Consider the following 26769-nt stretch of genomic DNA (forward strand, 5'->3'; position numbering starts at 1 on the left):
CGCTCTATGAAAAATTTAAATATTGGTATTCTGGCGTTTGCCGGAATAATCGCCTTAAATTCCTGCGCCTCGAAGGTGGTGCCGGCTGAACCTTCTGTGAATACAGAAATGGTGAAAGAAGTTCCCGAACAGGGATTAGATCTATCAACCATCGATAAGTCGGTAAGGCCGCAAGATGATTTCTATAACTTCGTGAATGGAAGTTGGATGAAAACCGCGAAAATCCCAGCTGATAAATCGACATGGGGAAGTTTTAACAAACTTGCTGAAGATACAGACAACAATTCGATGACGATTCTTAATTCCCTGCTGAAAGATGATTTTGCAGCGGGCAGTGAAGGCAAGAAAATTCAGGATTTATACGGTACGTACATGGATATGGACAAAAGAAATGCGGATGGTATTTCTCCGATCAAGTCTGACTTGGCTAAAATCGACGCCATTAAAACAGTCGCAGATTTACAAAATTATTTAATTGGAGCCACGAAAGATGGTGAAAATCCTTTCTACTCCTGGGGTGTTTTTTCAGATTTAAAAAACTCTACCATGAATGCGGTTTATCTGGGTGAAGGTAGTTTGGGTTTGGGAAGAGATTATTACCAGAAAGTAAATCCTAAAAACACGGAAACTTTGGCAGAGTATACGAAATATGTATCCACAATGTTGAATGTTTTAGGATATAAAAATCCTGCAGTTACCGCAGAAAATATTGTGAATTTCGAAAAAAGTATGGCGCAGACTTACTTAACCAATGAGCAAATTCGGGACGCAACTTTACAATATAACCCACGCACAATGCCCGAACTTGCAAAGCTGGTTAAAAACGTCAACTTGCCGAAATACCTGAGCGCAGTTGGTGTAAATACAGACAAAGCAATAATTGGAGAACTAAAATATTACCAGAATCTAGATAAATTTTTAAACGCAAAAAATCTTCCGTTAATTAAGGATTATATGAAGTTCCATTTGCTTTCTGGCAGTGCCAGTTATCTTTCTGAAAATTTGGATAATATGAAATTTAATTTCTACGGTAAATATTTACGGGGTCAAGATGAGCAACGGGCGCAAAATAAAAGAGGATTTGAACTTATCAACGGTTCTTTGGGAGAAGCTTTTGGGAAGTTGTATGTAGAGAAATATTTTCCTGCAGAAGCAAAAACTCAAATGGTAGAACTTATTGGATATCTGAAAAAAAGCTTCGCTTCGCACATCAGCAATTTAACCTGGATGTCCTCAGTAACAAAGGAAAAAGCATTAAATAAGCTCAATAAATTCACCGTAAAAGTAGCTTATCCAGATACGTGGAAAGATTATTCAAAGCTGACTGTTAATTCAAAAGAAAGCGGAGGATCATTGTATAAAAATCTACAAAACATTTCCTCTTGGCAATATGACAGAAATTTAGAAAAAGTGGGAAAACCTGTGGACCGCACCGAATGGGGAATGACGCCACAAACTGTAAACGCATATTACAACCCGGTAAACAACGAAATCGTTTTCCCGGCTGCAATTTTACAACCGCCTTTCTTTAATCCAAATGCAGATGCTGCCATCAATTTTGGTGGAATTGGAGCCGTAATTGGACACGAAATCACGCACGGTTTTGATGATTCAGGTTCGCAGTTTGATGCAGACGGAAATTTGGTTGATTGGTGGACGCCAGCTGATAAAGCAAACTTCCAAAAAGCTACGAAAGCACTTGCGGCTCAATACGATAAATTCGAGCCCGTAAAAGGTACTTTCGTTAACGGAACATTTACAAACGGAGAAAATATTGCCGATTTAGGAGGTGTAAATATTTCTTACGATGCGCTGCAAATGTATCTGAAAGATCATGGGAATCCAGGATTGATCAGCGGTTATACCCAAGAACAAAGATTCTTTATGAGTTGGGCAACCGTTTGGAGAACGCTTCAAAAAGAAGCTGCGCTCATCAATCAAATTAAAACGAATGAACATTCGCCAGGATTATACCGCGCGTTTGGACCTTTGGTAAACACCGATGCTTTCTACAAAGCTTTCGATGTGAAGCCTGGTGATAAACTTTACAAAAAGCCGGAAGATCGTGTGAAAATCTGGTAAAATAATCAGAAACTATTTTTATAAAATCACTCAATTTAATTTGGGTGATTTTTTTTGGGCGTATCCTTCACAGGGGAATTTTATTCCCTCATTCAGGTCGGGCTTTCCGCTATATCCCGCCACGGCGGGGATGCCGCTGCAATCCCTTACGCAACCATAATCCTCTGAAAAGTAGATTTTAAAATATAAAATAATTGCTATCTTTACGAGTACCAATAAAAATTTCAATTACAGGCTTATGAAAAAAATTACAATTACTGTACTCGCATTTTCGGGAATCGTATTCCTAAATTCGTGTGCTACCACGAAAACCGTCGCTCCGGAAACCGAGCAGGCTCCGGTAGAAAATAAAGTAGTGGCAGAAGAAGGTTTAAATCTTTCTTATATGGATACCACCGTTCGTCCACAAGATGACTTCTTTAATTATGTGAATGGAAACTGGATGAAGACAGCTGAAATTCCGTCCGACAAATCAAGTTGGGGAAGTTTCAACGCTTTGAGAGAAGACGTGGATAATGCGTCTTTGGAAATTCTTAATAAAATCCTTACCGATGATTTCGCTGCAGGTTCTGAAGGACAGAAGATCCAGAATCTTTACGGCACTTACATGGATTGGGATAAAAGAAACGCCGATGGACTAAGTCCCATTAAAAATGATCTACAAAAAATTGATAATATTAAAACAATTGGCGATTTACAAAACTATCTAACACAAGCGACCAAAACGGGCGATAACCCTTTCTACGCTTGGCGTGTAGGTGCTGATATGAAAAATTCGGTGATGAATGCGGTGTATTTGGGTGGCGCTTCATTAGGTTTGGGCCGCGATTATTATCAGAAAGAAAATGAGGCTAACACTAAAACTTTAGGTGAATATAAAAATTACTTGACGCAAATTTTTGAAGCCATTGGTTCTAAAAATGCAGATCAGTCTGCACAGCGTGTTGTAAATTTCGAAAAGAAACTCGCGCAGGATTTATTGACGAATGAACAAAATCGTGATGCAAACCTACGGTACAATCCGAAAACGATCCCGGAACTTTCAAAATTGGTTTCCAATATCAATCTACCGAAATACTTAAGTGATGCCGGCGTAAATACCGACAAAGTAATCGTCAGCGAGTTGAAGTATTATAAAAATATGGATTCTTGGATGAATTCTAAAAATCTTCCGCTGATCAAAGAATATATGAAAGCCCGAATGGTTTCGTCGAATGCGGGAAATCTAAATAAGGAGTTGGATGATTTAAACTTTAATTTCTACTCAAAATATCTTCAGGGTCAGCAAGAACAAAGACCGATGAACAAAAGAGGTTTGGGAGTTATTAATGGTGTTTTAGGAGAAGCTTTCGGAAAATTGTATGTAGAGAAATATTTCCCGGCAGAAGCAAAAACACAGATGGAGACGTACATCAGTTATCTTAAAAAATCCTTCGAGCAACATATCGCTGAGAATGATTGGATGTCTCCAGAAACAAAAGTGAAAGCCCAGGAAAAACTTTCTAAATTTGCGGTCAAAATTGCTTATCCGGATACTTGGAAAGACTATACGAAATTACAACTTACAGGTCCAGCACAAGGTGGAACCTATTATAAAAACCTACAAAACATCACCGAATGGCAATATGCCAAGAATTTAGATAAAGTAGGAAAACCTGTAGATAAAACAGAATGGGGAATGTCGCCCCAAACGGTAAATGCTTATTACAGCGGTTCTAACAATGAAATCGTTTTCCCGGCAGCAATTTTGCAACCGCCATTCTTTAATTTTAAAGCAGATCCTGCCGTAAATTTCGGAGGAATCGGTGCTGTAATTGGTCACGAAATTTCTCATGGTTTTGATGATTCAGGATCCAGATTTGATGGTGACGGAAATTTAAATAATTGGTGGACTGAAGCTGACCGCACAAACTTTGATGCAAAAGTGGGACAATTAGCCAACCAATATAATGAATACGAACCGGTGAAAGGGAGTTTCATCAACGGTAAGTTCACAAGTGGGGAAAATATCGGTGATTTAGGTGGAGTAGCAGTTGCGTATACCGCATTGCAAATGTATTTGAAAGACCATGGTAACCCGGGTTTAATCAGCGGTCTTACTCAGGATCAACGATTCTTTATGAGCTGGGCAACTGTTTGGAGAACGAAATCTACCGAGCAGTATATGGTGAATCAGGTAAAAACCGATCCACACTCTCCGGGTTATTTCCGCGCGTTTGCTCCTTTAGTGAATCAAGATTCATTCTACAAGGCATTCGACGTGAAACCGGGTGACAAATTGTATAGAGCTCCGGAAGAAAGAATAAAAATTTGGTAAAAACCGAATTAAAAATATTCTCAAACCCTTTCAACCTTTAATGGCTGAAAGGGTTTTTTTACTCTAATCAAAACGGTTTAGACTTTGTGAATGTTTTCATTTTGAAAATTTCATCATCTGCTTAGCTTTACTTTTTATAATTGATTAACTTTAATAAAAATAAAAAATATTCAAATGGAACTTCATATCAACCGAAATATCATCATTAAAAATTCCGAGACACGGGATTTTTTAGCCGACGCTTATTATCGGGAAACCGAAGAAAAATTACCACTCGTTATTTTTGCACATGGGTACAAAGGCTATAAGGATTGGGGTGCTTGGGATTTGATGGCTAGGAAATTTGCAGAAGCAGGATTTTTCTTTGTTAAATTTAATTTTTCGCATAATGGAACAACCCTTGATCAACCTGAAGAATTTGCAGATTTAGAAGCTTTTGGAAATAATAATTTCACCAAAGAAATGTCAGACTATCACCAGGTGATTAGCCATTTCGAGAATGATCCCAAAATTGACAACGATAAAATTGTCATCATCGGTCACAGTCGCGGCGGTGGAATCTCGGTGATTGAAGCTTATGAAGATGCCCGCGTGAAAGCTTTGATTATTCTCGCTGGAGTAAGTCATTTCGGTTACCGTTTCCCATCTGGCGAGAGATTAGAGGAATGGGAAAATGAAGGGGTTATGTACTCCGAAAATGGACGAACGAAACAACAAATGCCCCATTATTTTCAATTCTTTGAAGATTATAAATCCCATGAAGACCGATTCAATATTCAGCACGCTGCCCATAATTTAGAAAAACCAACTTTGATTGTTCAGGGAACAAATGATGAAGCGGTGAAAGATAAAGAAGCTTATTTGCTCAATGAATGGATCAAGAATTCTAAATTATTTCTCATCGATAAGGCAACACATACTTTTGGAGCAAAGGAACCTTGGCCGGAGGATCAACTTCCTGAAGATTTAGAAAAAGCAACATTGGAGATGATTAATTTTATCCAAACTCAATTCACATCGTGATGTAAATAAAAATTAATATTAGATTAAATAGAATTTTCTGTAATTTTGCGAACCAAAAATTTTATATATGATGCTTCTGTCGGTTCTAGAATTCCCTGATTTTGCGCAACCGCAAATCTGGATCAGTTTATTAACGCTTACTTTCCTGGAAATTATTTTGGGTGTAGATAATATCATCTTCATTTCCATTATTTCTGATAAATTGCCCAAGGAAAGACAGAAATTTGCTAGAAATCTGGGATTGGCTTTCGCCATGATTTTCCGTATTGCTTTGTTGTTAATGATCAACTGGATTATCGGTTTGAAAGAACCTATTGTAACGTTGCCATTTCTCGATGAACCCGGTACAGATCTGCCACTCTCGTTAAGCTGGAAAGATTTAATCTTATTAATCGGAGGTATTTTCTTGATCGGAAAAAGCACCTTTGAAATTCACGGAAAAATGCAGGTTCACGATGAGCATCATCAACCAAAATCTGCAGGTTCATCGTTAATGACCATGGTCATCATTCAGATTATTTTAATCGATATGGTATTTTCATTAGACTCAATTCTTACCGCGATTGGTCTGGTTGATAATGTGGTGTTAATGATTATTGCAGTGGTTATTTCAATCGGAATTATGATGGCATTTGCGGGACCGATTTCGGCCATTATCAATAAATACCCAAGTTTGCAAATGCTTGCTTTGTCCTTCCTGGTTGTGATTGGAGTGATGTTGGTTTCAGAAGGAATTCATCAACATGTGAGCAAAAACATCATTTATTCTTGTCTTGCTTTCAGTTTACTGGTAGAAGTGTTGAATATTAAATTAAGAAATAATCAAAACCGAAAAGCTTTGAAACTGAATCCAGATCTAAATGAAGATTTAAGTATTAAGGACTAATTCAAATATAAAAGCCACAGATAATGTGGCTTTATTTTTATCTTTTGTGTAAATGTTCCGCTGATTAAACCCGTAATTTTTCCCACGCCTCCAAGATTTGATGATGATGTAAAAGATTTTGCGCTTCTTTATGAACGGTTTCATCTGCGCTGAAATTTCCTTCCATAAGATCTTCAATATTTGCCAGCATCCCTAAATCATTGCCGGTGAAGACGGTGCTGAACTTAATTTCATTGGGTAATCTGTCGAAACCAATTCCCTTTGTAACTAATGGTTTCGGAACTTCAAATAGATTATCTTCATTATTTCTGGAATACCAACTGCCGCCTAATCGGGCAACAAGATCCAATTTTTTCTGATCCAATGCTCCTTGATCATTAAGATATTCTTCGCGAACATGAATTTTAATCACTTCACAAATTACTAAATTTCCTGCGCCGCCTTCTGTTCCTAAATGTTTAACTTCTAGAACCTTGCATTCAAGATTGACAGGACAGTCGTCGATTAATTTTGGTTGAACTAAATCTGCTTCCTTCATGGTCAAGCCTGATTTTACAAACTCGTTGATTTCTTTGTCATATTCTGTAGAAGCCAGAGAAATTTGCTGAACGATCTTATAATTCACAATTCCAATCACAACTTCAGGAACTTCCAAAACATTTTCTAAAGTATGCTTTGTCGTATTGTCTCGAACTCTTCTCGCCGGCGAAAATATGACGATTGGCGGATTAGAACTGAACATATTGAAAAAACTGAAGGGACTTAAATTGACATTGCCATTTATATCAATCGTTGAAGCCAATGCGATAGGACGCGGTGCAATCGCAGTCTGCAAAAGCGTTTGTAATTCGAAGTTGTTTAAGTCTTGTGGAGAAATAGTTTTCATTGTCTTTAATAAAATATAAAAAGGAAGTTTAGATTTTCGATATGGTATCGATCTACTTGGCCGGCAAAACTTTCCCCACGACTTCTCCAAAACCAACTCTAATTCCATCTTTTTCAGCGTGACCACGCATAATGATGGTGTCATTGTCTTCGATGAATTTTCGCTCAGAACCATCTGCCAAATGGATTGGTTCGGTCCCGCGCCAACTTAGTTCGAGCATTGAGCCAAAAGAATCTTTATCCTTCCCAGATATGGTGCCGGATGCATAAATATCTCCAACTTCTACATTACAGCCATTTACGGTATGATGCGCAAGCTGTTGCGTCATATTCCAGTACATGAATTTATAATTGCTTTGGCAAATTAAATTTTCCTCACCACTTTCCGGTTTTAAATACACCTGAAGTTTAATGTCTAAATTCTGCTTGCCCTCAAATTTTAAATAATTCAAAACTTCTGGTTCCTGAATTGGCGACTCGATGCGGAAAGGTTCCAAAGCTTCTAAGGTAACGACCCAGGGCGAAATGGAAGAACAGAAATTTTTCCCTAAAAATGGTCCCAATGGAACGTATTCCCAACTTTGAATGTCGCGCGCAGACCAATCATTAAATAAAACCATTCCGAAAATTGCATCATTTGCTTCCGACGTTGAAATACTGTCGCCCATCTCCGAGTGTTTATTCACAATGAACCCCATTTCGAGTTCAAAATCCAACTGTTTACAAGGTCCAAAAACTGGACTTTCTGCTCCCGGCGGTTTCATCTGTCCTTTTGGGCGGTAAAAATCTGTCCCAGAAACCACAATAGAAGAAGCGCGCCCGTGATAACCTACAGGAAGATGTTTCCAGTTTGGCAACAGTGCGTTTTCTTCACCTCGAAACATTTTTCCAACATTTGTTGCATGTTCAATACTGCTGTAAAAATCGGTATAATTTGGAATATGTACAGGCATCATCATCTGAACATGGTCAAATTTGTAGAAACATTGTTCCACCGTTTTTTTGTCTTGTCCAAGTTTTGAATCTTCCTGTAAAAGTTCCTGAATTTTAAGTCTTACGGCATTGGTAACCGGTTTTCCGAGTTCTATAAATTCGTTTAGCGTGTAGGCTTCAAAAACATTTTCCTCAAGGCCTTCTATTTCATCAAAAAATCCGTAATCATAAATAGTGGCCAAATCGAGAACCATATCACCAATCCTTGTACAACAGGCGATATATTCCTGATTGAAAATGGCAACACCAAAGGGAATATTATGAATTGAAAAATCTGAATTTTCCGAATAAGAGATAAAAGATTTCATAAGATAGTATTTAAAATAAAGGTTCAAAGTATGCGATTATCATGACTTTGAACCTTAAATGAATAATTTGTATTTAGTTTTTATTTATGGCAGTTTCATCAATCCATCTTTCTTTGGTGTTGATGTCGATGAGGTACAGAATTTTTTTCTGCTTTGTCATCAGAAAGGTTTTTGTAACCGCGATGGGGATCTTTTTCCCCTCCAGCAAATCTGCACGCAACGATACGATGTTGTGTTTAGACCGAACTACATCTCCACTGAAAACATTCGATGTACTTTGCCCGTTACTTTTGTCATCAAAAATTTCGATATAGGTGGCTAAATTACCTTTAATCACAAGAAATGAGCGTTCTGTGTGATCTTCAAAATCTTTAATTAAAACAAACTTCTTATCATCAATGTTTACATTTTTTAAATTTTGATTAATGCCTCTTCTTTCCTCCAAACGGTCTAAAATAGCATTGGCCGAACCATACTGTGCCCGGAGCCCAAGCGTGGAGAAAACAAGAAATATGAGGAGCAGTAATTTTTTCATCTTATACTTTTGAAATTGTAGCATCTATAGATTTCCTCTTTTAGCTTGCTCTCTTTCTAAAGCTTCAAAAAGTGCTTTAAAATTTCCGGCGCCGAAACTTTGTGCGCCATGTCTTTCTATAATTTCAAAGAAAAGAGTCGGGCGGTCTTCTACAGGTTTTGTGAAAATCTGGAGTAAATAACCTTCCTCATCGTGATCGATCAGGATTCCTAATTCCTGTAGTCTTTTAATATCTTCATCAATATGTCCCACGCGTTCCGGAACCATATCGTAATACGCTTCTGGCGGTGCAGAAAGGAATTCAACTCCTCGGGATTTAAGTTCAACTACAGTTTTTATAATATCTTTTGTTGCTACGGCAATGTGCTGAACGCCTTCTCCTTCATAAAAATCCAGATATTCTTCCACCTGAGATTTTCGTTTACCTTCCGCCGGTTCATTGATAGGGAATTTAGCAAAGCCATTACCATTGCTCATTACTTTTGACATCAAAGCAGAATATTCTGTGTTGATCTGCTTGTCATCAAAACTGAGAATATTAACAAAACCCATGACTTCTTCATACCATTTTACCACAGGTATCATACGGTCCCATCCAACATTTCCAACGCAGTGATCTACATAAAGTAAACCGACATCGGTAGGAGCATAATCGCTTTCCCATTTCTGATAGCCAGGCATAAAATCACCGTTGTAATTTTTACGTTCTACGAACATGTGCACTGTTTCTCCATAAGTATAAATTCCAGACATGCGAACTTCGCCGTTTTCATCTGTTAGAGTAGTCGGCTCTAAATAAGGTTTTGCACCTCTTTTTGTAGTTTCTTCGAATGCAGAATAAGCGTCGTCAACCCACAAGGCGAGAACTTTCACACCATCGCCATGTTTTTTCTGATGTTCACAAATGGGTGAATCAGAATTTAAACCTGAAGTAAGTACAAGTCGTATTTTGCCCTGTTGTAAAACATAAGATGCGCGATCACGCATTCCTGTTTCAGGACCGGCATATGCTACAGACTGAAATCCGAAGGCGGTCTTATAAAAATGGGCAGCCTGCTTGGCATTACCTACATAAAATTCAAGATAATCTGTACCATTGATGGGCAGAAAGTTTTCTGCTTGTGCTATTTTTTCTGCAAAGGTGAGTGTTGACATTTTTTTCAAATTTAGATATTGCAAATTACAAAAATTTTAGGAGTAGTAGAATTGAGCGTTTAGTTTTAATTTTCTTTTAAAATAATTTCAACCTTATATTAATCTTCAAAATTATAGGAATTTGTATGAAAGGTTGGTTGATCTGAAAAACCATATTAAAACAATAATTCCCGAAGTGATCGGGAATTATTATTTATTTTCAAATTAGACTAAAACTTTAAAACGTTCAAATGCTGCTTGATCCAACATTTCACGGTCATCTGGATGCGCAATTTCGATTAGATCTTTCGCACGCTGACGTAAATTTTTACCATAAAGATAAGCCACGCCATATTCAGTTACCACATAATGAATGTGACCTCGCGTTGTAACAACTCCTGCTCCAGGTTTTAAGAAAGGCGTAATTCTCGGAATTCCTTTTTTAGTACGTGATGAAATGGCGATGATTGGTTTTCCACCTTCAGATAAGGCTGCGCCACGCATGAAATCCATTTGTCCACCAATGCCACTAAATTGATAAGTTCCTATGGAATCGGCGCAAACCTGTCCGGTTAAATCTATCTCAATAGCGGAATTAATGGCGATCATTTTTTTATTTTTCATAATATTGATCGGATAATTCACGTGCTCCACATCCATAAATGCAAAAGACGGATTATCATCAATGTAATCGTATAATTTACGGGTTCCAAACGCAAAACTGGTGATGGTTCGGTTCAAATGGGTTCCCTTGTATTTATTCGTAATCACATCATTGGCAACCAAATCTACAATTCCGTCGCTGATCATTTCTGTATGTACACCCAAATCTTTGTGATTGCCCAGACATTTCAATACCGCATCGGGAATGGTGCCGATACCCATTTGTAAAGTACAACGGTCATCAATAAGTTCTGCCACATTTTTACCAATCAGCATTTCACATTCACCGACTTTAGCACCATAATCGATCGTGAGCAATTCCTCTTCGTGCCACACCATTTTGTCGATTTTAGAATAGTGAATCATTCCATCACCATGTGTTCTTGGCATTCGTGGATTTACTTGTGCGATGATAATTTTTGCATTATCCACGGCACTTCTGGCAACATCCACAGAAGTTCCAAGCGTGCAATATCCATGAATATCTGGTGGGGAAACAGTTACAATGGCGACGTCAAGCGGAAGAATTCCACATTTGAAAAGCGTTGGAATTTCACTCAGGAAAACAGGTACGAAATCTCCGCGTTCTGAATTTACCGCTTCCCGCACTGGCGTAGATACGAAAAGTGAGTTGATGTAAAAACTGTCTTTATACTGTGGTTTTGCAATCTCTACATTTCCCTGTTGCGTAATGGAAACAAATTCGATATCCCGTAACCGAGCCGATTGTCTAGCCAACTCGTCAATAAGCAGATTGGGCGTACAGGCGCTGCCGTGAGAAAATATTCGATCGCCACTTTTGATGACAGAAACTGCCTCTTCGGCGCTGATATACTGAACCATATTTTTATTTTTTATTATACATTAGAATACGTCTCAAAAGTAATTATTTACTTTCAGTTTTGAAATGAGTAAAGTCAGTTTTAGATTATTTACAACATGATATTTATTCCTGGCTGCGGTCTGCCAGATAATTCTCGTCGGTTTCTAACCAGGAAGTTTTATAAGTTGGATCTTCAACCTTTAATGCTTCTTCCGTTATTTTAAATGGACGAAAAGGATCAACCATTACCGCATATTCCTCCGTGAATTTTTTCCCGATGCTGCGTTCCATAGCACCCGGATGCGGTCCGTGAACAATACCACCAGGATGTAAAGTGAAATCCATTAAATCGATATGATTGCGGCTCATAAAATCACCTTCGGTATAGAATAAAACCTCATCGGAGTCAATATTTGAATGATTGTAAGGTGCCGGTATTGCTTGTGGGTGATAATCATACATTCGCGCAACAAAAGAACACACAACAAAATTATGGGCTTCAAAATTCTGGTGAGTCGGTGGAGGAAGATGAACGCGACCTGTTATCGGTTCGAAATTTTTGATATTGAATTTATAGGGATAAAAATAACCGTCCCAACCAACGACATCAAATGGATGCGTGGCATAAACGAAATCCCAAAGTTGATCTTCTTTTTTCACTTTAATTAAAAATTCTCCTTTTTCATCGATCGGTGTTGAAAATGTAGGAGCTATTATATCTCGCTCACAAAATGGCGAATGTTCCAGCAATTGTCCAAATTCGTTTCGATATCTTTTCGGTGTGTAAATAGGAGAGTGACTTTCAATGAACAAAAGTACATTGTTTTCGTCTTTAAATTCAATAGAGTAAATGGTTCCGCGCGGAATAATAAGATAATCGCCCACAGAAAATTCTATATTACCGACAAATGTTTTCAGTGTCCCACTTCCTTCATGTATAAAAAGCATTTCATCGCATTCGGCATTTTTATAAAAATAATCAGTGGATTTTCGGGGTTTTGCTAAGCCTAATTTCAGATCATTATTTAGGAGAAGTACTTTTCTACTGTCGAGAAAATCATCTTCCGCAGAAATATTCATTCCTTTAAACATGCGCGGCGTAACATTTTTGGCGACTGCAATTTTAGGTGTTACATCTTTGGGTTCACTGATGGATTTTATCTGCGTTGGTCGGTGAATATGGTAAAGAAGTGAAGAAATACCATGAAATCCTTCGGTACCGAAAAGCTGTTCGTAATAAAACTTATCATTTTCGGACTTAAAAACGGTATGTCTTTTCTGTGGAATTTTCCCGGACTGATGATATCTCATTTTGGTAATTTTAGTAAGTAAATTTAATGAAATTTTCAGACTTCGGAAAAAGACGCTGATATTTAAGCAGGTGTGAATTCCATCACCGCCTCATAGAATTCCTCTTCCATAATACCAAATTGCTGGGCGAGCAATTGTAAACCTGATAAATTGGATGCTAAGATTTCGTCATCAGTATGAAAAGGAATCGAGCCCATCGGGCTTTTAATCAAGAAATTTCGGCCGTTTTGGGAGTAATCAGTTTTAGTAAATTCTAACTTTCTAAAGTAAGCACTTGGCGCTTCTACTTCAGCATTTAAAGTCTGAGGATAAATTAAAACGCCGCCGGATATCATTGAGTTGCTTACGAAGTTTAAATCATTTTGCTCAACTTCCGAAGTTACTACTGCGATATTTGGTTTGAAATTTTTAACAATTTCCGGGTCGAATGATTCCAGAATTACAAAATCATTTTCAGAAATTTCAAGATCTTGATTTGAGGAAAAATAATCAAACTGCTTGCCGTGAAAATTTAAGACCTGTAAAAAAAAGGGCCGAACAGAAGGCGTTTTACTAAAAAGGAGGACGCGCGTTTTACTTTGAAACTTGCTAAACATATTCTGAAATAAAATTATTTTTTCGAATCTGCTTTTACGTGCTTGGTGATAATGTCCTGGAAAACCATAACAACTTTATCCCAACGTTCCTGATCCTTCGGCATAATATAAGAAGCGTCACTTTTTCTCCCGGTATTATTGCCTTTTTTAACACTGATAGATGTTGAGATATGATCATACAGTTTCTTATAATCTTCCTGTATCATCCGAAAATTGTTGTCCTCAAGCACGTTTTCTATTTCTCTTAGCTCCTGATTGGTAATTCTAAAATCCTTTTTAATTTTTTGATTTTGACCTTCGAAAGAGTAATGCGCTTTATGACCTTTGATCAACAAATTCTCATAAATAGGCGACAAACCGCCGCTCCTGGCGTAGCTGTAATCGAAATCGCTGTATTTATTTGGTGTTGCACACGCTGTTAAAAGTAAAAGGGTAAAGACAAAAATCAGTTTCTTCATACGGGTTTAATTTAAATTTTAACTTCTGCTTTTTGGGCTTTCAGTTCTTCATCATAATCGTGTAAAACGTTAAAATCTTCAGTCTGCTCTATAGCGACCATGATTTTACGCATTATTTCGTTTGAATTATCGTTATCGTAATCAATATCTAAAGGAGGTTTGAATTCCATAGTTGGCTTTACGCCGGTGACTTTTACGCGTAAGCCTTGCTTATCGAAAGCCCGTCGGAAGCCATTTATTTTGATTGGAATTACGATTGGTTTTTGACTTTTCACCAACTTTGCAGTTCCTTTTCTACCTTGCGCAAAAGCAGATGTTGTACCCTGCGGAAAGGTAATTACCCAACCGTTGTCCAGCGCTTTCATGATGTTTTCTACTTCCGATAAATCTACCATTCTGTTCACATCATGACCTTCTGCCCGCCAGGTTCTTTTTACGGTTACTGCGCCGGCTAATTTGAAGATTTTAGTCATAAAACCTTTGTTCATTGTTTCTTCCGCCGCGACATAATAGATGTCAACTTTTGGATTTAAAAGATAGATCGGATTTTTAATTGAATTTAAATAACCATTGTTTACCGCGCAAAAAGCCTGATACATTGCGGCAACATCAGCAAAATAAGTTTGGTGATTTGAGACGAAAAGAACATTCGAATCTGGAAGATTGACTAAATTTTCAGTACCGGAAATTTTTAGCTTATTGAAACCATTAAATCTTCGGTAGGATACCATTCCTAAAATGAAAATAATCATCCTTTTCAGGAAATACAGATTACCAAAAGCATCCGTGAAAATATTTTTCTTCGCCATTATCTAATTAACATAGGCTGCGAATTTACAAATTTTTCAATAATTGACTAAATTCGCTTAAGATCATTGATGTCGCACCCCAAATGATATATCCATTGAAGTTGATAACAGGAACTTCAACTCCGCGGGAACTGTCTAAAACCATCATTTCCGGTTCATCTTTCAAGCTTAAAATAGAGGAAATTGGAAATTCGATTAACTCCACCGCTTCGCTTTCCTGAAGGATAAAAACTGGATTTTTCTTCGTGTAAGAGACAAAAGCTTTCACGTAGAAGTTGCTCGGCGGTATATAAATGGGCGAAAGTTCACGGATAATACGGATATAATGTTCATCAATTCCCACTTCTTCTGAAGTTTCCCGTTTTGCTGTGGCCGCATAATTGGGATCAAAATCTTCTTTTTTTCCACCGGGTAAAGAAATTTGTCCGCTGTGCCGGTCACGCTCATTTTCACTGCGTACAATTAAAGGCAAATACCACTCATTATCCTTTAAATATAAAAGAATATTGACTGCAGCAAATTTTGGATTTTTTGTTAAAATTTCTTCGTATGAATAAAGTGGTCGGTAAGGCGGAGAATATATTTCGTGTGCAGCTTCGCCTTCAAGCTGGGCTTGCTGTATTTTGGTCAGGAGGTCTCTTCCGAAAGTTTTCATAGGTCAAATTTACACAATCAGGAAGTGAAATTGTTTTAAAGGAAAGTTAAATTTCCGTAATAATTGTGCGGATCGTTTATGATTAAAGATTTTATTGATAATTCCTGGTGTTTTCTAAAAAATCGCACATTCCAATTATTTGGAATTTTTTATTGAAGAAAATAAGTGAATAAATACATCAATCGAAGCAAAACACCCAAAACATGAAGACGGTTTATTTTTTTTCTTTTTTAATTTAGTTACTTTTGCAATTCTTATAAAAACAGTTTGGAGACTCAAGAACTTATTTTTAATCCTCAGGATATTGCAGAAACACTCAGCGACCTTCGCGTCGATGAGCGGCTTATTGCTTTCCTGAAAGTTCCCAAAGAGTATAAAGCAGATGTTTTTTCGCATCTTGATCCAGACTTTCAGGAAGAAACCATTCGGGGTATTGGCAGCGATGAGGTTTCGGAAATTTTGAATGGAATGACGCCGGATGACCGGACCGCTCTATTCGAAGATTTTCCAGACGAGCTGATTAAATATTCCATTAATCTTTTAAATCCTCAAGAACGAAGGGTTGCATTGAAGCTTTTAGGCTACGATTCTGATTCTATTGCCCGATTGATGACGCCTTACTATATCCAAATTCGCAAAGAATGGACGGTAAAGCGATGTTTTCAGCAGATTAAAAAATTGGGTAAGAAAGTAGAAACCATGAACCATCTTTATGTGGTTGATGAGCGAAACCGCCTTATTGATGATATTATGATTGGATCTTTGCTTCTTGCGGAAGAAGATACCTTGATCTCCGAAATTACCGACAATCATTTTGTTGCGATTACGACAACAACTTCAAAAGAAGATGCCGTACCGTATTTTGAAAAGTATGACCGGTCAGCGCTCCCAATTGTAACCGAAAGTGGAGTATTGGTGGGAATTGTAACCATTGATGATATTTTAGATCAAATTGCGTCTCAGAATACGGAAGATATTCAGAAATTTGGTGGAGTTGATGCTTTAGATTTGCCGTATACACAAACGTCGTGGACGGAAATGATCAAGAAAAGAGCAACCTGGCTTGTTATCCTTTTCTTTTCTGAAATGTTAACCGCTTCAGCAATGGGTTATTTCGAACATGAAATTGAAAAAGCGGTTGTATTGGCACTTTTTGTTCCTCTTATTATTTCAAGTGGTGGTAATTCCGGGTCGCAGGCAGCTACCTTGATTATTCGGGCAATGGCGCTCCAGGAACTTACGTTAAAAGACTGGTGGTACGTGATGCGCAAAGAAATAGTGTCAGGAATTTGTCTCGGTGGAATTCTTGGGATTATCGGTTTCATACGAATTATGATGTGGCAAAAAATGGGCTTGTTTGATTACGGAGAATATTGGATGTACATCGCTTTCAGTATTTCTGTTTCCCTGGTTTTGATCGTTTTATGGGGAACATTATCAGGTTCTATGATTCCATTCGTTCTGAAAAGATTAAAATTGGATCCCGCGACTTCTTCGGCGCCGTTCGTAGCAACTCTTGTCGATGTTACCGGATTGATCATTTACTTCACCGTGGCGGGCATGTTCCTGGCCGGAAAGCTCCTTTAGCATGAAAATTATTTCCCTCGTTCCCAGCATTACCGAAACACTTTTTGATTTTGGACTGACTTCGCAGGAGATAATCGGACGCACAAAATTCTGTATTCACCCGGCAGATTTGGTAAAAAACGTTGATATCATTGGAGGTACTAAAAATTTAAATTTAGAGAAAATCCGAAATTTAAATCCTGATTTAATCATCGCCAATAAAGAGGAAAATGAAAAAATTCAGGTTGAAGAATTGATGAAAGATTTTCAAGTTTGGGTTACAGATGTTCAGACAGTAGAAGATAATGCACGTTTCATTTCTGATCTTGGTATTCTTTTAAAAAAGGAAGATTTAGCACTTCTTTTTAATCAAAAAATTAATGATGTTTTCGATAATATTGAAATATCTAATTCCAAAAAAGTAGCTTATCTTATTTGGAAAAAACCTTATATGACAATTGGTTCAGATACCTTTATCCATGAAGTTTTAATGAAACTTGGCTTTCGAAATATTTTTCAAAACCAAAAGCGATATCCTGAAATAGAACTCGCTGAATTGAATGATGCCGACTTTATTTTTTTATCCACCGAACCATATCCTTTTCAGCAAAAAAATATAGATGAGTTTCAACTTGAATTTCCGAAAAAGAAAATAATTTTGGTTGATGGTGAAGCTTTTTCCTGGTTTGGAACCCACTTGATGAAAGTTGGTGATTATTTGAAAAACCTCTCTATTTATAATTCATAAAAAAAGGACTCCTATTTTGAAGAGTCCCATTAATTTTTAAAATATGGTAATTATATTTTTGCCATTTCAGCTTTAATTTTATCCTGAAGTCCTGTGCTCGCGACAACTAAAGGCAGTCTCACGTAATTTTTTACGATTCCCAGTTCCGCCAATATAGTTTTAATTCCGGCTGGATTACCTTCAGCGAAAATAAGTCTGGTAATATCAACCAGTTTATTATGAATTTCATAAGCTTCCTTTACCTTTCCGTCAAAAGCCAATTGAACCATTGTTGAAAATTCTTTTGGATATCCTTGTCCAATCACTGAAATTACGCCATTCCCACCTGCTAAAGTGACCGGAAGTGTAAATTCGTCATCACCCGAAACCAAGTTAAAATGTTCAGGTTTTTGACGTAAAATATCGAAATATTGATTGATGTTTGAAGCAGCTTCTTTAATCATAAATAAGTTGGGAAATTCTTTCGCCAATCTTACCGTTGTAGAAGCTTCTACATTTTGCCCTGTTCGCGAAGGAACATTGTATATGATAATTTGTTTTCCAGTTCCTGCCAGCACTTTATAATGTTGGTAAAGCCCTTCCTGATTTGGCCTGTTATAATAAGGAGAAACCGAAAGTACGGCGTCGAATGGAGATAGATCAGCTTCTTCAATCTGTTTTTTTACATCCATCGTATCGTTACCGCCAATTCCTAATACGAGCGGAAGTCGATTGTTATTCACTTTAATAATATGCTCAGTCACCGCTTTTTTCTCCTCCGAAGAAAGTGTGGCAGCTTCGGCAGTCGTGCCTAGAACAACCAGATAATTGGTGCCGTTTTTTATATTGAAGTCAACCAACTTGGTTAATGAATCAAAATCTACAGATAGATCCTCGTTAAACGGTGTTACTAAAGCCACACCAAGACCTTTTAAATTGCTCATCTTTTCTTTAATTTATCTTTCAAAATTACAAAATATTACACGAGATTTAATAAAAAGTAAGATAACTTTATATTCATATCTTTATATTTGCACCTCTAGTTTTTAAGATTATGAAAAGTAAATTTCTAATTGCGGGATTCGCCGCAATTTCCCTCATTTCATGTAGAACTCCACTGGCAATCGCCAAAGTAGAACCGCAGAAAAACATTTCAATTGCTGATAATTTACCGGAAGATCCCAATTTTATAAGAACTATCGAACCCTATAAGATTGAGCTTGAAGGTAAAATGAGTTCCAAACTTTCACATACTGCTATTGATCTTACCAAAAAAGGAGATAATAGTAATTTGGGAAATTTGTTAGCGGACTACACTTTCGAAGGTGCGGATTCCTGGGCAAAAATGAACGGAATTCCTGGTGGTATTGATGGCGCTGTTATTAACGTCGGCGGGATTAGAACGACCATCGGTGCAGGTGATATTTTTACGAGGCAAATTTATGAGGTAATGCCCTTCGAAAATGAAGTGATGATCATGAAAATGAAAGGTGCAGATATGCAGGGGCTTTTTGATTACTATCTTAAAACGCTGAAAAACAATCCAGTTTCCCATATCGTTATAGAAACGGATGGTGATCAAATAACCAATCAATTGATCAACGGCAAAAAAATAGATCCTTCGAAAACGTATTATATCGCAACCTTGGATTATCTGGCATTTGGTGGTGACAATATGGACTACTTTAAAAAAGGCGAAATGATTCCTACGGGAATTAAATTGCGAGATTTATTTCTGGAAAAATTTAAAGCTAATCCGGAAGTTACCGTACCCACCGATTTACGTCTAATCTTTAAAAATAAAAAAAACAAAACCGATGAATAGGAAACAGTTTTTAAAAACCGCAGGTGGCGGAACATTAGCCCTAACACTGGCACCTAATCTTCTTTTAGCCGAAAATTTTAATTTTTTAAAGTCCGCGTCGGAATATCAGCTGACTATTCTTCATACCAACGATCAACACAGCAGAATTGAACCTTTTGATTCTTCCTATACGCGAAATCCAAATCAAGGAGGTTTTGCGCGTCGTGCAGCTTTAATTCAGAAAATCCGAAGCGAAGAAAAAAATATTCTTTTACTCGATTCGGGCGATACTTTTCAGGGAACTCCGTATTTTAATTTTTTCGGTGGTGAACTTGAATTTAAGTTGATGACGATGATGGGTTATGATGCATCAACAATGGGTAATCATGACTTTGATAATGGTTTACAGGGTTTCAAAAAAGTAAGACCCGTTGCTAAATTTCCTTTCATCTGCTCAAATTATGATTTTAAAAATACCATTTTAGACGGAGAAACCGAAACTTATAAAATTTTTAATAAAAATGGGATTAAAGTAGGGATTTTCGGTGTGGGAATAGAACTTGCTGGGCTTGTAGGCAAAAAGGATTACGGCGAAACAGAATATTTAAATCCGATTGAAGTCGCGCAGCATTATTCTGATTTTTTACGGAATGATAAAAAATGCGATATGGTCATTTGTCTGTCGCATATTGGCTATGATTACCGAGACAATCCAGAGAAAGTTTCAGATAAAATTCTTGCGGCAAGTACTGATGGAATCGATTTGATTTTGGGGGGACACACGCATACATTCCTCGCAGAACCACAATCCTTCTTGAACAGAAAAGGAAAAAACGTATTGGTGAACCAAGTGGGTTGGGCAGGATTGCTTTTAGGAAAAATCAACTTTTATTTTGATAAAGATAAAAAAGTTAAAAATATCTCCTGGGAAAATCAAGTTATTGATGACCGTATTTTAGTTTAATTTAATGAAGAAAATATTTCCATTACTTTTTTTTATTCTTTCGCTGAATTTTTCGGCGCAAAAAATTTCTTCTACAAAATGGACTGATTTATTTTCCTATAATAATGTTTTGGTTATTCGTGAAGACGCAGGAAAACTTATTGCCGCAACTGAAAACGGAATTTTTTATTACACTCCAAATTCTGGAGAAATCACGAAACTGTCCAAAGCCAACGGGCTTCATGAAGTTAAAATTACCGCTTTCGATTATAACGCAGAGACGAAGACAGGATTGGTCGGTTATCAAAATGGCTCTTTGGATGTCATTGCACCTGATGGAATAACCTACGTGGTTGATATACCCATCGCAACGGGATACTCGGGAGATAAGAAAATTAACCACATTTCGATAACAGGTAATTTGGCTGTAATTTCAGTGGGATATGGCGTTTCTATTTTTAAGTTGGATAAGAAGGAATTCGGCGACTCCGCGTTTTTTACCAACTCTGTAGGTAGTTATGAAGCTTCACGCGAAGCAATTATCAAAGAAAACACGGTCTACGCGGTAACAACCACTGGATTAAAAACGCATCTTCTTGATGTTACTTTTCCTATATATCGGGAATGGAAAACGCTTGCAAGCGGAAATCTGACACAGATTTCTACGGGAAATATTATCGCATATGCTTCGCGTACAAAAGTATATTTTGGTGATGGAAATTCTTTTTCAACTTTACCTGGGAATTTCAGTGATATTAAAGATCTTATTATTACCGACCAAAATATTGTAATTGCCGACCAGAAAAAAGTTTTTATTTATAATTTATCTGGTAATTCGGTAAAGTCATTTGACGCTAAAGAGATTATAAATACCGCTTTTTTTTCTGAGTCTAAAATTTACGCCGGCTCTCAATTTTCAGGAATTTTAAATGAAAACAGAGAGACGCTGAAACCTGATGGACCATATAGCAATACTTCCTATAAGATTGATTTGGTGGCGGATCAAATCGTGATTTCCAGCGGTGGTCGCGAAAGTTATAATAATCCCATTTACCGAAATTTGGGCTATTATCATTTTAATGGAAAAGAGTGGGTTTACCCGGATTTTTTTAAAACTTTCCAAGGTTCGCTGAATGTTTTGGATGCCGTGATCAATCCAGCTAAAAAAGAGGAGATTTTTTTCGTGAACTACACCTTTGAAACCGGAAGAAGGGGAGTTTACCGTATGCTGGACGACGTCTTTAAAAATAAATATTTAACCGAAAGTGACTTTTATAAAAGAGTCGCCGGTCTGACGTTCGATGAAAATAACCAGCTTTTTGTTTCCACTTCTGAACAGGACGGAAAATTCGGGTTTTATCACTATAATGCTGCGGCAGATCACTTTAATTTAACGAGTGTAGTTTCTGGAGGCGACACGCAAAAACCTTTCGCGAAAGATGGAATTCTGTATGTTTTTTCACCTTTTTTTGACAGTCGTGGCGGACTGATTATTTACGATTACAATAATACGCCCACCGTGCGCGGCGATGACCGGTTTAAAGTAATTCGCCAGGAAAATAATTTGGCCACAAATGGCGTGGTTTCCGCGACAATAGATAAAAATGATGATTTGTGGATCGGTACGAGAATCGGTTTGCGTATTCTTCAAAACCCAAAATCTGCAATTTCCGAAACTTTCCCACAAGCGGGCCCTGTTATCATCGAAGAAAATGGCGTAGGAGAAGAATTGTTCCGCGATACGCAAATTCTGCAAATTGAAGTGGATTCCGGAAATCAAAAATGGATTTCGGTGGACGGTGGCGGCGCTTTTTATTTAAGCGCAAACGGCGAAAAAACCCTGCAGCATTTCACGCGCGAAAATTCACCTTTACCGACTAATGATGTGACGGATATTAAAGTAGATGCGACGACGGGAAAAGTTTATTTTGTAACGGTAGACGGCGTGGTCATTTACCAGGGCGATGTGGTGAATGTTCAGGATACTTTCGCGAATGTTTTGGTTTATCCGAATCCGGTGGTTTATGCGCAATATAAAGGAAATGTAAAAATCCGTGGTTTGGCGGCGAAAACCAATATCAGAATTACGGATGCTGTCGGAAACTTGGTGCATCAGGCGGTGGCGCGTGGTGGATTTTATGAATGGAATTTGTTGAATCACCGCGGTGCACGCGTGTCGTCCGGAATTTATTTTGTTCTAATGACCAATGAAGATGGAACCGATACCGCAACTGCGAAAATAGCCGTGGTCAATTAATGCAGATCATCAAATGTTTTTTGCTGTCGTATGTGAAGTACGGCGACACCGACGCAATTCTACACTGTTATACGGAAGAGGCAGGTTTTCAAAGTTTTTTTGCGAAAGGACTTTATACTTCGAAAAATAAGAAAAAACCTTACCTTTTTCCGCTTAATTTTCTCCTGTTTTCAGTGCCGAAAAAGGCGGATGAAAATCGTATTTCGCGCGTTTCAAAAATTGAAGCCGGCGCAGATTTTCATGATTTTCAAAATGTAGCGGCGAGTTCTGTGTTATTTTTTACTGCAGACTTTCTGCATCAGGTTTTGCGGGAAGAAGGAAAAAATGAATTGCTGTTTCAGGAAATCCTGAATCTCCGAGATGAATTTATCGAACAAAATTTTAACGCTTATTTGGCCTTTATTTTTAAATTTTTATTGGTGTCGGGCGTCGCACCCTTAAAAGGAAGTGAGCGGTTTCTAAATCCGGAAAGTGGCATTTTTGAAGCGGAAATTTCACATTCTTTCTTTGACGAAAACGTTTCTGAAATTTGGTTGAAGTTTTTAAACGCCCCGGAAATTTATGCCGTTAAACTGGCAAAAAAAGAGAAAACAACTTTTCTGGATTCGTTGATGATTTACTGCCAGTTTCACATCACGAATTTCTACATTCCCAAATCTTTAGCGGTCGTACGCGAAATTTTCGAATAAAATCAAGAACGAAAAAAAGCCCCAAAAAGGAGCTAATTTTTTCATTAATTTAAAATAAATTATCTTGTAGCTGGCGCTGGTGTTGATTTGTAAACCTGGAAATTAAAAATAAAACTTCGGTCTTTAAAACCAATTCCTGTATAATTATAATGAGCATCCCGCGCAAATGCTGCGCGCGAAGGAACGATAATTAAACCCTGAAGGTTGTAATTGCTGTCGACTTCTAAATTGAAAGCTTTAAATTTCTGTAGAGCTTCGCGAAACCCTTCGATTTCGTAAAAACTTCTTTGCTTTTGCAAATCATCTTTTGCCGCATTTCTCACCGATTCTTTAGCAAAATAATACAGTGGATCAATTTCAGGAGTACCCGTCCCAGCGATCGTATTTCTAAAAGGGTATGGCGAAGTAAATTCTACTTTATTGTCGGTATTTGTAGCTACGAAAGTTACCGTATTATGCATTAAACTTAAAATATCGGTATCTCCAATCACAGTTCCAGGCTCTGGTTGCGCACCATTCCGAATGATATATACCACACCAGAAGGTAATGTTACAGGATTTAAGTCTGCCAATTTAATGTTGGTTTTATCGCTTTCTGCTAAGAACTGCACATTGCCTTTCGCATCCAAATAATGATTTTGCAAATAGGCTGCTGTCGCTTGGTCGTCATAACTATTTTGAGTTTCTATACTTACTTCCGGCGCGGCTACATTTTCATCTTTTCTACAAGAATTAAAGGTTACTGACGCGATGGCTAGGTATAAGAATGTCTTTTTCATATTTAATATTATCATTAAATTGCTAAAATTTTTAATCCAGCAAAAGTATAAATAAAATATGAGAATTGATAAGTTTTTATGGTGCGTACGATTTTATAAAACCAGAAGCATTGCTGCTGAGGAGATTAAGAAAAATAGAGTCTCTGTAGCCAATCAAACGGTGAAATCTTCGCGGGAAGTAAAAGATGGTGATATTATTAAGATCCGAAAAAACCAGATTGATTACCAAATCAAAATTACACAGATTCCAAAAAGTAGAATGGGTGCTAAACTGGTTCCACTGTACATTGAAGATAAAACAGATAAGGAACAATATGAAATTTTAAAACTGCGCAACTTGAGCCAGGAACATTACCGAAACAAAGGCGAAGGAAGACCTACCAAAAAAGACCGTCGTGATTTAGATGGCTTTGTAGAAGGTGATTCGACTGGTGATATGGCGGACGGTGATTGGGATTTATTTTTCAGCGACGTTGACGATTCTAAAAATAATTAAATTATAGAAGCGATTTCAAGGGCAATTTCTTCTGGAGTCTTTAAATCGGTAACGACGGTGAATTTTGACTGCGAATAAAATTGCTGCCGTTCAAAAAGATGTTGTCCCACGAATTCTGGCAGCTGTTCATCAGAAATTTTGGAAATAAGGGGTCGTTTCTGCTTCTGTTTCAACAATCTCTCGGTCAGCGTCTTTACTGAAGTTCGCAAATAAACACTCGAGCTCTTATCATTAATCAAAGAAATATTATCATAATATGCGGGAGTTCCACCACCCAGACTTAAAATGCATTCGGTTTCGGAGTTTAAAATTTCTTCTAAAATTGCCCTTTCTTGTTTTCGAAAATAGATTTCGCCTCTTTTTTCGAATATTTCTGCAATAGACATGTTGTTGCGCAAATTAATCACCTTATCTAAATCAATTAATTTAAGGTTCATATTTTTGCTCAAAACTTTGGAAATGTGAGATTTGCCACTTCCCATGTACCCAATAAGTGAAATTATCATCTTTTTATTTTATACAAATTACCTAAAATATTTTGAGATTTTAAAAAAAGAAGTATCTTTGCACCACTTTAAAACGAGAATATAATTCTGCAGATTTAATGGTGACCGACTCGGTAGCTCAGCTGGTAGAGCAATACACTTTTAATGTATGGGTCCTGGGTTCGAATCCCAGCCGGGTCACAAGTGAAAAAATTCCGTAATTTTTACGGATTTTTTTTGCCTGCGTGGTGAAATTGGTAGACACGCCATCTTGAGGGGGTGGTTTCCTATGGATGTGCTGGTTCGAGTCCAGTCGCAGGCACACAGCAAAAAAACTATTAGAAGGTAAATTTATTTACACATTCTAAGACTCGGTAGCTCAGCTGGTAGAGCAATACACTTTTAATGTATGGGTCCTGGGTTCGAATCCCAGCCGGGTCACTAAATTACTTTTCCGAAAGTAATTTTTTTTTTCATATTAATATTTTGTGATTTGGTTTTCAAAAGTCTTCCCATGAGGAAGACTTTTGATGTTTTATAAAGGTCTATTAATCCAAATGCAAATTGTCTATGAGCCGAACGTCATTTACGAGAACAACGATGAACGCGCGATAATTATGACCTTTATAAAAGAAGTCGGTCTCTTTCAGCGTTTCTTCATCGGCGATTATAAAATACTCCAACACCATACCGCGCTGATCATCAAAAATATCTTTCACTCTTTTGTTAATTTCTGGAACCGTGATGATTCGGAACCAGTCGTTTACCTTCAGTAAGGTTTCGTGGATTATTTTTGATGCTTCTCGCTGAGACGAGCTTAAGCGCTCATTCCGTGAACTCATTGCTAAGCCATTCTTTTCCCGGAAAATGGGAGCACCATGAATTTTTATGGGTAGCTTTAAGTTTTCAACCAACTTTTCGATAATAGCCAGTTGCTGAAAATCTTTCTCTCCAAAATAGGCATTGTCAGGTTTCACTTGTTGCAATAATTCTTCAACTACCGTTCCTACACCGTCGAAGTGGCCAGGTCGGGATTTGCCTTCCATTTCATTTTCCAAACCACCGAAGTCATACGACTTACTTTTCAAACCGTCTGGATAAAGATCTTGAACCTCGGGAAGATAGACTGCATCAACAACACCCGTTTGCTCCAAAAGTTTTAAATCACGCTCCGTAGTTCGGGGATATTTTTCTAAATCCTGGGGATTATTAAACTGTGTTGGATTCACAAAAATGGACGCAATAATTAGATCATTTTCCTGATCGGCTTTTTTATAGAGTGATAAATGTCCCTGATGAAGTGCGCCCATAGTGGGAGCAAAGCCAATTTTTTTACCCATTTCTTTCTGCCTTTCGATGTAATCTGTGAAGGGTTTTTTGCTTGTGAATATTTCCATAAATGTTTTGATTATCCTTGTAAAAATAACAATTAAGTTTAAAATAAATCATTACTTTTTGTTAATTATTTTTGATAAACCGTGTTTTAGGTTAAATGCTGCCAATATTATGTTAAGTAGGGAGATATTAGTTTAAATTTTGTAAATT

At 37.4% G+C, this 26769-nt stretch carries 25 protein-coding genes and 3 tRNA genes; 14 read left to right on the top strand and 14 right to left on the bottom strand.

Going from position 1 to position 26769, the window contains the following annotated elements; all coding sequences use genetic code 11:
- Positions 1–6 precede the first annotated feature (6 nt).
- The 4 genes from LC814_RS11800 (at position 7) to LC814_RS11815 (ending at position 6308) form a co-directional block, all read left to right on the top strand.
- Complete coding sequence (locus tag LC814_RS11800; RefSeq protein ID WP_226064140.1) at positions 7–2082, top strand: M13 family metallopeptidase; 2076 nt, start codon at positions 7–9, stop codon at positions 2080–2082.
- 238 nt (positions 2083–2320) lie between these two features.
- Complete coding sequence (locus LC814_RS11805; RefSeq protein ID WP_226064142.1) at positions 2321–4399, top strand: M13 family metallopeptidase; 2079 nt, start codon at positions 2321–2323, stop codon at positions 4397–4399.
- Between the two features lie 174 nt (positions 4400–4573).
- The gene (locus LC814_RS11810; RefSeq protein ID WP_226064144.1) at positions 4574–5422 is read left to right on the top strand and encodes an alpha/beta hydrolase family protein; all 849 of its coding nucleotides are present in this window, start codon (positions 4574–4576) and stop codon (positions 5420–5422) included.
- A gap of 67 nt (positions 5423–5489) precedes the next feature.
- Positions 5490–6308: a TerC family protein gene (locus LC814_RS11815; protein ID WP_226064145.1), complete on the top strand. Its 819-nt coding sequence runs from the start codon at positions 5490–5492 to the stop codon at positions 6306–6308.
- Positions 6309–6372: 64 nt separating this feature from the next.
- Here LC814_RS11815 and LC814_RS11820 read toward each other — a convergent pair whose 3' ends face one another.
- From LC814_RS11820 to LC814_RS11865, 10 genes are all read right to left on the bottom strand, one after another.
- Entirely contained in the window at positions 6373–7194 is an 822-nt protein-coding gene (locus tag LC814_RS11820; protein WP_226064146.1) for a flavin reductase family protein, read from the bottom strand.
- 52 nt (positions 7195–7246) lie between these two features.
- Complete coding sequence (gene fahA / locus LC814_RS11825; RefSeq protein WP_226064148.1) at positions 7247–8494, bottom strand: fumarylacetoacetase; 1248 nt, start codon at positions 8492–8494, stop codon at positions 7247–7249.
- A 73-nt stretch (positions 8495–8567) separates the two neighbouring features.
- Positions 8568–9029 carry a hypothetical protein gene (locus tag LC814_RS11830; RefSeq protein ID WP_226064150.1) on the bottom strand — a complete coding sequence of 154 codons (462 nt, stop codon included), beginning with the start codon at positions 9027–9029 and terminating at the stop codon, positions 8568–8570.
- A gap of 24 nt (positions 9030–9053) precedes the next feature.
- Positions 9054–10184, bottom strand: a complete 1131-nt coding sequence (hppD, locus tag LC814_RS11835; protein ID WP_226064151.1) for a 4-hydroxyphenylpyruvate dioxygenase — start codon at positions 10182–10184, stop codon at positions 9054–9056.
- A 204-nt stretch (positions 10185–10388) separates the two neighbouring features.
- Entirely contained in the window at positions 10389–11669 is a 1281-nt protein-coding gene (locus LC814_RS11840) for an acetyl-CoA hydrolase/transferase family protein (protein WP_226064152.1), read from the bottom strand.
- Positions 11670–11772: 103 nt separating this feature from the next.
- Positions 11773–12960, bottom strand: coding sequence for a homogentisate 1,2-dioxygenase (locus LC814_RS11845; RefSeq protein ID WP_226064153.1), 1188 nt, complete (start codon positions 12958–12960; stop codon positions 11773–11775).
- A gap of 62 nt (positions 12961–13022) precedes the next feature.
- Positions 13023–13556 carry a hypothetical protein gene (locus LC814_RS11850; RefSeq protein WP_226064154.1) on the bottom strand — a complete coding sequence of 178 codons (534 nt, stop codon included), beginning with the start codon at positions 13554–13556 and terminating at the stop codon, positions 13023–13025.
- A 14-nt stretch (positions 13557–13570) separates the two neighbouring features.
- On the bottom strand, positions 13571–14014 hold the full coding sequence (locus LC814_RS11855; protein WP_226064155.1) for a hypothetical protein: 444 nt from the start codon (positions 14012–14014) through the stop codon (positions 13571–13573).
- A gap of 11 nt (positions 14015–14025) precedes the next feature.
- Positions 14026–14823, bottom strand: a complete 798-nt coding sequence (locus LC814_RS11860) for a lysophospholipid acyltransferase family protein (protein ID WP_226064156.1) — start codon at positions 14821–14823, stop codon at positions 14026–14028.
- Between the two features lie 25 nt (positions 14824–14848).
- The gene (locus LC814_RS11865; protein WP_226064157.1) at positions 14849–15478 is read right to left on the bottom strand and encodes an NUDIX hydrolase; all 630 of its coding nucleotides are present in this window, start codon (positions 15476–15478) and stop codon (positions 14849–14851) included.
- Between the two features lie 267 nt (positions 15479–15745).
- On the opposite strand from LC814_RS11865, the gene mgtE reads away from it, so the two are divergent.
- Positions 15746–17065, top strand: coding sequence for a magnesium transporter (gene mgtE, locus LC814_RS11870; RefSeq protein ID WP_226064158.1), 1320 nt, complete (start codon positions 15746–15748; stop codon positions 17063–17065).
- A gap of 1 nt (position 17066) precedes the next feature.
- The gene (locus LC814_RS11875) at positions 17067–17792 is read left to right on the top strand and encodes a helical backbone metal receptor (RefSeq protein WP_226064159.1); all 726 of its coding nucleotides are present in this window, start codon (positions 17067–17069) and stop codon (positions 17790–17792) included.
- Between the two features lie 50 nt (positions 17793–17842).
- On the opposite strand, the gene dapA is transcribed toward LC814_RS11875, so the two are convergent.
- Complete coding sequence (gene dapA / locus LC814_RS11880; protein ID WP_226064160.1) at positions 17843–18715, bottom strand: 4-hydroxy-tetrahydrodipicolinate synthase; 873 nt, start codon at positions 18713–18715, stop codon at positions 17843–17845.
- A 110-nt stretch (positions 18716–18825) separates the two neighbouring features.
- Between dapA and LC814_RS11885 the strand changes: the two genes are divergently transcribed.
- The 4 genes from LC814_RS11885 to recO are packed head-to-tail and all read left to right on the top strand — an operon-like array spanning position 18826 to position 23464.
- Positions 18826–19596, top strand: coding sequence for a 5'-nucleotidase C-terminal domain-containing protein (locus LC814_RS11885; protein ID WP_226064161.1), 771 nt, complete (start codon positions 18826–18828; stop codon positions 19594–19596).
- Positions 19589–20539, top strand: a complete 951-nt coding sequence (locus LC814_RS11890) for a bifunctional metallophosphatase/5'-nucleotidase (protein ID WP_226064162.1) — start codon at positions 19589–19591, stop codon at positions 20537–20539. The genes LC814_RS11885 and LC814_RS11890 overlap by 8 nt, the downstream gene beginning before the upstream one ends.
- A gap of 4 nt (positions 20540–20543) precedes the next feature.
- Positions 20544–22775 (top strand): type IX secretion system anionic LPS delivery protein PorZ, encoded by a 2232-nt coding sequence (porZ, locus tag LC814_RS11895; protein WP_226064163.1) that lies wholly within the window; start codon positions 20544–20546, stop codon positions 22773–22775.
- On the top strand, positions 22775–23464 hold the full coding sequence (gene recO, locus LC814_RS11900; RefSeq protein WP_226064164.1) for a DNA repair protein RecO: 690 nt from the start codon (positions 22775–22777) through the stop codon (positions 23462–23464). The genes porZ and recO overlap by 1 nt, the downstream gene beginning before the upstream one ends.
- Positions 23465–23523: 59 nt before the next feature.
- Here recO and LC814_RS11905 read toward each other — a convergent pair whose 3' ends face one another.
- The gene (locus LC814_RS11905; RefSeq protein WP_226064165.1) at positions 23524–24243 is read right to left on the bottom strand and encodes a hypothetical protein; all 720 of its coding nucleotides are present in this window, start codon (positions 24241–24243) and stop codon (positions 23524–23526) included.
- 58 nt (positions 24244–24301) lie between these two features.
- Here LC814_RS11905 and LC814_RS11910 point away from each other — a divergent pair, with 58 nt between their 5' ends.
- Entirely contained in the window at positions 24302–24739 is a 438-nt protein-coding gene (locus LC814_RS11910) for an Hsp15 family ribosome-associated heat shock protein (RefSeq protein ID WP_226064167.1), read from the top strand.
- Here LC814_RS11910 and LC814_RS11915 read toward each other — a convergent pair.
- Positions 24736–25245 (bottom strand): shikimate kinase, encoded by a 510-nt coding sequence (locus LC814_RS11915; protein ID WP_226064169.1) that lies wholly within the window; start codon positions 25243–25245, stop codon positions 24736–24738. The two genes, LC814_RS11910 and LC814_RS11915, sit on opposite strands and share 4 nt — an antisense overlap.
- Positions 25246–25352: 107 nt before the next feature.
- Between LC814_RS11915 and LC814_RS11920 the strand changes: the two genes are divergently transcribed.
- The 3 genes from LC814_RS11920 to LC814_RS11930 all read left to right on the top strand — a co-directional run bounded on the left by LC814_RS11920 (position 25353) and on the right by LC814_RS11930 (position 25665).
- A tRNA-Lys gene (locus tag LC814_RS11920) sits at positions 25353–25425 on the top strand.
- A 38-nt stretch (positions 25426–25463) separates the two neighbouring features.
- Positions 25464–25546 (top strand) — tRNA-Leu (locus LC814_RS11925).
- Positions 25547–25592: 46 nt separating this feature from the next.
- Positions 25593–25665: transfer RNA gene (locus LC814_RS11930), tRNA-Lys, on the top strand.
- Positions 25666–25772: 107 nt separating this feature from the next.
- Here LC814_RS11930 and panC read toward each other — a convergent pair.
- Positions 25773–26621 (bottom strand): pantoate--beta-alanine ligase, encoded by an 849-nt coding sequence (panC, locus tag LC814_RS11935; RefSeq protein ID WP_226064170.1) that lies wholly within the window; start codon positions 26619–26621, stop codon positions 25773–25775.
- Positions 26622–26769: the final 148 nt, after the last annotated feature.

The organism is Kaistella polysaccharea (genome assembly GCF_020410745.1).
In the GTDB taxonomy this organism is placed as follows: Bacteria; Bacteroidota; Bacteroidia; order Flavobacteriales; family Weeksellaceae; genus Kaistella; species Kaistella polysaccharea.

Excerpts from the sequence above, each read along its gene's own strand:
- LC814_RS11800 (WP_226064140.1), top strand. The coding sequence starts at position 7 with ATGAAAAATTTAAATATTGGTATTCTGGCGTTTGCCGGAATAATCGCC.
- LC814_RS11805 (WP_226064142.1), top strand. The coding sequence starts at position 2,321 with ATGAAAAAAATTACAATTACTGTACTCGCATTTTCGGGAATCGTATTC.
- LC814_RS11810 (WP_226064144.1), top strand. The coding sequence starts at position 4,574 with ATGGAACTTCATATCAACCGAAATATCATCATTAAAAATTCCGAGACA.
- LC814_RS11815 (WP_226064145.1), top strand. The coding sequence starts at position 5,490 with ATGATGCTTCTGTCGGTTCTAGAATTCCCTGATTTTGCGCAACCGCAA.
- LC814_RS11820 (WP_226064146.1), bottom strand. The coding sequence starts at position 7,194 with ATGAAAACTATTTCTCCACAAGACTTAAACAACTTCGAATTACAAACG.
- fahA (WP_226064148.1), bottom strand. The coding sequence starts at position 8,494 with ATGAAATCTTTTATCTCTTATTCGGAAAATTCAGATTTTTCAATTCAT.
- LC814_RS11830 (WP_226064150.1), bottom strand. The coding sequence starts at position 9,029 with ATGAAAAAATTACTGCTCCTCATATTTCTTGTTTTCTCCACGCTTGGG.
- hppD (WP_226064151.1), bottom strand. The coding sequence starts at position 10,184 with ATGTCAACACTCACCTTTGCAGAAAAAATAGCACAAGCAGAAAACTTT.
- LC814_RS11840 (WP_226064152.1), bottom strand. The coding sequence starts at position 11,669 with ATGGTTCAGTATATCAGCGCCGAAGAGGCAGTTTCTGTCATCAAAAGT.
- LC814_RS11845 (WP_226064153.1), bottom strand. The coding sequence starts at position 12,960 with ATGAGATATCATCAGTCCGGGAAAATTCCACAGAAAAGACATACCGTT.
- LC814_RS11850 (WP_226064154.1), bottom strand. The coding sequence starts at position 13,556 with ATGTTTAGCAAGTTTCAAAGTAAAACGCGCGTCCTCCTTTTTAGTAAA.
- LC814_RS11855 (WP_226064155.1), bottom strand. The coding sequence starts at position 14,014 with ATGAAGAAACTGATTTTTGTCTTTACCCTTTTACTTTTAACAGCGTGT.
- LC814_RS11860 (WP_226064156.1), bottom strand. The coding sequence starts at position 14,823 with ATGGCGAAGAAAAATATTTTCACGGATGCTTTTGGTAATCTGTATTTC.
- LC814_RS11865 (WP_226064157.1), bottom strand. The coding sequence starts at position 15,478 with ATGAAAACTTTCGGAAGAGACCTCCTGACCAAAATACAGCAAGCCCAG.
- LC814_RS11875 (WP_226064159.1), top strand. The coding sequence starts at position 17,067 with ATGAAAATTATTTCCCTCGTTCCCAGCATTACCGAAACACTTTTTGAT.
- dapA (WP_226064160.1), bottom strand. The coding sequence starts at position 18,715 with ATGAGCAATTTAAAAGGTCTTGGTGTGGCTTTAGTAACACCGTTTAAC.
- LC814_RS11885 (WP_226064161.1), top strand. The coding sequence starts at position 18,826 with ATGAAAAGTAAATTTCTAATTGCGGGATTCGCCGCAATTTCCCTCATT.
- LC814_RS11890 (WP_226064162.1), top strand. The coding sequence starts at position 19,589 with ATGAATAGGAAACAGTTTTTAAAAACCGCAGGTGGCGGAACATTAGCC.
- porZ (WP_226064163.1), top strand. The coding sequence starts at position 20,544 with ATGAAGAAAATATTTCCATTACTTTTTTTTATTCTTTCGCTGAATTTT.
- recO (WP_226064164.1), top strand. The coding sequence starts at position 22,775 with ATGCAGATCATCAAATGTTTTTTGCTGTCGTATGTGAAGTACGGCGAC.
- LC814_RS11905 (WP_226064165.1), bottom strand. The coding sequence starts at position 24,243 with ATGAAAAAGACATTCTTATACCTAGCCATCGCGTCAGTAACCTTTAAT.
- LC814_RS11910 (WP_226064167.1), top strand. The coding sequence starts at position 24,302 with ATGAGAATTGATAAGTTTTTATGGTGCGTACGATTTTATAAAACCAGA.
- LC814_RS11915 (WP_226064169.1), bottom strand. The coding sequence starts at position 25,245 with ATGATAATTTCACTTATTGGGTACATGGGAAGTGGCAAATCTCACATT.
- panC (WP_226064170.1), bottom strand. The coding sequence starts at position 26,621 with ATGGAAATATTCACAAGCAAAAAACCCTTCACAGATTACATCGAAAGG.